General features: G+C 69.7%; 2 protein-coding genes. One reads left to right on the forward strand and one right to left on the reverse strand.

Annotated features, from left to right (window positions below):
- Positions 1-392 precede the first annotated feature (392 nt).
- On the forward strand, positions 393-1,499 hold the full coding sequence (locus tag ABT186_RS47360) for an acyl-CoA dehydrogenase family protein (protein WP_351930621.1): 1,107 nt from the start codon (positions 393-395) through the stop codon (positions 1,497-1,499).
- A gap of 1,242 nt (positions 1,500-2,741) precedes the next feature.
- Here the strand turns inward: ABT186_RS47360 and ABT186_RS47365 are convergent.
- Positions 2,742-3,263, reverse strand: a complete 522-nt coding sequence (locus ABT186_RS47365) for a hypothetical protein (RefSeq protein WP_351237715.1) — start codon at positions 3,261-3,263, stop codon at positions 2,742-2,744.
- Positions 3,264-3,592: the final 329 nt, after the last annotated feature.

The raw sequence follows: 3,592 nt of genomic DNA on the forward strand, positions 1-3,592 counted from the left end.
GCGGCTCCCCCCGCCCCCGACCCCACCTCAACAGCCTCCCCCCCCTCTGCAGATATCTTGGCGCGGGGCGGGCCGGACCGCTTCATGACGGACGCTGAGCAGTCACCCTGACGAAGGGAACGCCTCCCAGGGATCAGAGGTGGGAGTCGGGCGAACAGGAGCCCCGACGCCCACAGATTCCGCCCTCTCGACGACGGTCGACCTCTGGTTCATCCGTCGCCGACACGGCCCCGACCTCGGAATGGGCGCCGCTCGCGGTGCTGCCCGAATACATTGCCTTTTAGGGTCGGCCCGGCCCAGGAGCGGTGTGGCAGTTGCTGCGCGCCCCTGGGCGCTGGGAGCCGCCCTGGGCCACCGGCCGGGTGGTCATCCCGGGGGAGATGGGGGAAGACATGGGATTTCTGGAGCGGGAACGCGCCACTGTGGCGAAGCTGCTGCCGGGGCTGGACGAGCGCCTGCGGGCGGTACCCCTCATGGAGCTGGAGGGCCCAAGTAGCCCCGGCATCCAGCACTTCCGCGACAGCGGCGGCCCCAGGCTGCTGGTGCCGGAATCCCACCCGGGGCGGGGAGCCACCGCCCTGGACGCCCTGCGGGTGCAGCGCGCACTGGGCAGCAGGACACCGTCGCTGGCCGTGGCCACCACCATGCACCACTTCTCGATGGCCACCCTGGCCGCTCTGTCCGCCGCCAATGGCGATGGCCTGAGGTGGATCATCGAGGATGTGGCCTCCTTCAACACCCTCGTGGCGTTCGGCTTCGCCGAGGAGCGCCCCGACGCCGGAGTCCTCTCCCCCTCGATGACCGCCACGGAGGGGCCCGATGGGGTGCGGGTCAGCGGGGTAGCGCGCGCACGCAGTCTGGCCCGGTCGATGGACCTGCTCATGGCCAGTGTCATGGTCCCCCGCTTGAACGGCCCGGGCGAGGAACTGGCCGTGGCGCTGGCGCCCGCGGAAAGCGAGGGTTTGAGCGTCAGCGGGGCGGGAGCGGACAGCGAGCAGGTCACCCTCCACGACGTATTGTTGCCGCCGGATCTGCTGGTGCGGACCTCGGCCCCCAGCGGGCAGCCGGACGTGCTGACCGCAGGCTTCGCCTGGTTCCAGCTGCTGATGACGGGCAGCTGCCTCGGGGCCGCCAGCGCACTGGTCGAACAGGTGCTGCTCAGCAACCGGGTGCCTGACTCCGAACGGGTCCGGCTGCTGGTGGAGGCCGAGGGCGCGATGTCGGCCGCGGAGGGCATCGCCCGCCGGATCGACGACGACGGCCCGGACGAGTCAACGCTCGCCCACTCGCTGTACGTCCGGTACTGCGTGCAGGACGTCCTCTCCCGGGTGGTCCCGCGCGCGGTCGAACTGCTCGGCAACCCCAACTCCACGGCCTCCGATGAGGTCGGCCACCTCGCCACCTACGCCAACGAGCTGGACCTGCATCCGCCAGTACGGTCCCAGATGACCGGTCCGCTGACGGCGTACCTGGTCGACGGACCGCTCACCATCGCCTGATCCCAGGCGTCCAATAGCGCCTTCGACCCGTACGCCCACCGGCTGCGGGTCGTCGGCGTGCACCAGGGCCGCGAGCACCCCCTTATCCGGTCGCGCCACGTCGATCAGCAGCTTCACGAGCGGCCGAGCACCCACATCCGCACGTACGTGCCACCGCAGACCGCGCGGGCGCCCCGCTCCCGGCCGTGGGGACCAGTGGGCGAGCTTGTACACCCTGCGCGTGAGCGCCGTAGCCTCAGTGCACCGAGGGCCCCTCGCTCAATGCCAGCCCCTCGACGGCGCCCCGGGGCGTCCCGGCAGTCCCTGCACAGCGCAAGGCCCGCCGCGAGTACGAGAACCGCGTCAACGCCCTTGCGGCCACAGCCGCACCGTGATCCGGGTCAGCGGCTACCGCCAATTTCCGTTCGAGTACGCGAGCCCACCAGTACCGAGGGCCCGGTCCGTCTGGGCAAGAACCCCACCCGGCCCAAGACCAGAATCCTCGCCACCGGCGACGACACCTGCCGCCTGCTGGAGCACCTCCACCAGCCCGATCCAGCTACCGTCCTGGCCCGCGGGCCGAGGCCCTGCGGCAGATCGTCGCCGCCGCTACGGCACGCTCCCACCACAGAGCCTTCGACGGTCCGCATCCGTACTTCCTCCGGCGACTGCGCTGGTCGGCGACCAGCCCGCCCCATCCGGATACGGCATTCCTCCGGCATGCCAGGTCGGGCCGAGCGCGTCACCGGTTCGACACAGATCCAGACCCAGAGACGGCGAAGTCAGCAAGGCAACCGCCCGTCGTCGCCGCGCTGTGACCCTTCGTCAACGCGCCACCCTCGCCTCCACCACGAACGGGTGAGCTCGCCCAAAAATTCTGAGACAGGCCGCCCGGAGATCAGAACAGCTGAGGAACGCAGGTCTGCGAACGTTGCTGAGACAACAGGCGCCCTGAGACAGCCCAACTGTTCCTAACGTGCGCACCGTCGAGAAAGGCCGGCACTCCCCGCTCGCCGCTCTGCAGGCCGCCCCGGCCTGACCGGCACGGCCCGACGTATCCCGAGTACGAGCCGGGCCCGGCCTTCCGATCCACTGGAGGGCCCGACCCGTACGCCCGTCCCGGTCTCCGCGCTCGCTGCAGCCGCCGCGCGGGTGAGCCGACGCGGGCGCTGTCAGAGATTGCTTCTGAACTCTGGCCGGGTCGCGATTGAGCTGGATGATGCCGGTCGTGTTGTCTGGCTCGACGGTCCGGCGGAACTGCCGTCAGCCCTCTGATCCCTCGTCCTCCCCCGCCGTGTCGCCGATGGCAACACGCAGGTCATGCATGCCCTGCATGATGTCGATGAGGGCTTCCTCCGCCCCACCCAGAGCCCGCCGGGTTCCCTCCACATCCCCTCGATCGGCGTGCAGCTGGGCGCTGAGGGTATACAACGCCGTCATCGAGGCAGCGAAGGACGCTTCCCGGCCCGGAGGCGGTTCCTCAGCCCCGGATTCCGAGACCTGCATAGCAGTGCGCTGCAGTCTGTTGGTCAGAACGTTGACCGCAAGGCCGGGATCAGAACCTAGCTGATCTGCCCAACCGAGCATCGTGTCGAGGACGTCCTCGATCTCCCCCTCCTCAGACAGACGCGTCCCGGCGGTGATCTCCAACTCTGCCTTGGCCAGCAGATTGCCCAGCAGCCGCAGACGGTCCGCTTCCTGCGGTCCTTCGGGCTGCGCCTCCGGACCCGCCACCGGTTCAGCCCCTAGAGCAACCAATGCTGCATTGATCTGTTCAGCGCTCACCGGACGCTCGCTTTTAATACTCACGCTCTCAGCTTCGCTCGCCGGAGGCACGATCGCCCGCCCACACACCGGCAGAACACTGCCGGTTCAAGAACACCCTGTCAGCGGTACGCTCCGGGCGCGGACGCACACCGAGTGCACCACGCCGGCTGCCGCGCACACGCCAGTCACCGGGTGCGGGCCATCATGCACTGCGCCGGGTGCGGTGCCCTGCGCCGTCACCACAGCCATGCATGGGAGTGCCGCTTCCCGGCCGCCCGGAGCCGCTTGCGCTGCTCACGCAGCTCCTTCTTCTTCTCCCGATCGGTCTTCGGCTTCCGGGGCCGCTG

The sequence above is a fragment of the Streptomyces sp. NPDC001634 genome (genome assembly GCF_040298185.1).
GTDB lineage: Bacteria > Actinomycetota > Actinomycetes > Streptomycetales > Streptomycetaceae > Streptomyces.

What these genes read in the sequence shown, in the direction of transcription:
- ABT186_RS47360 (WP_351930621.1), top strand. Translation starts at nt 393, where the DNA reads ATGGGATTTCTGGAGCGGGAACGCGCCACTGTGGCGAAGCTGCTGCCG.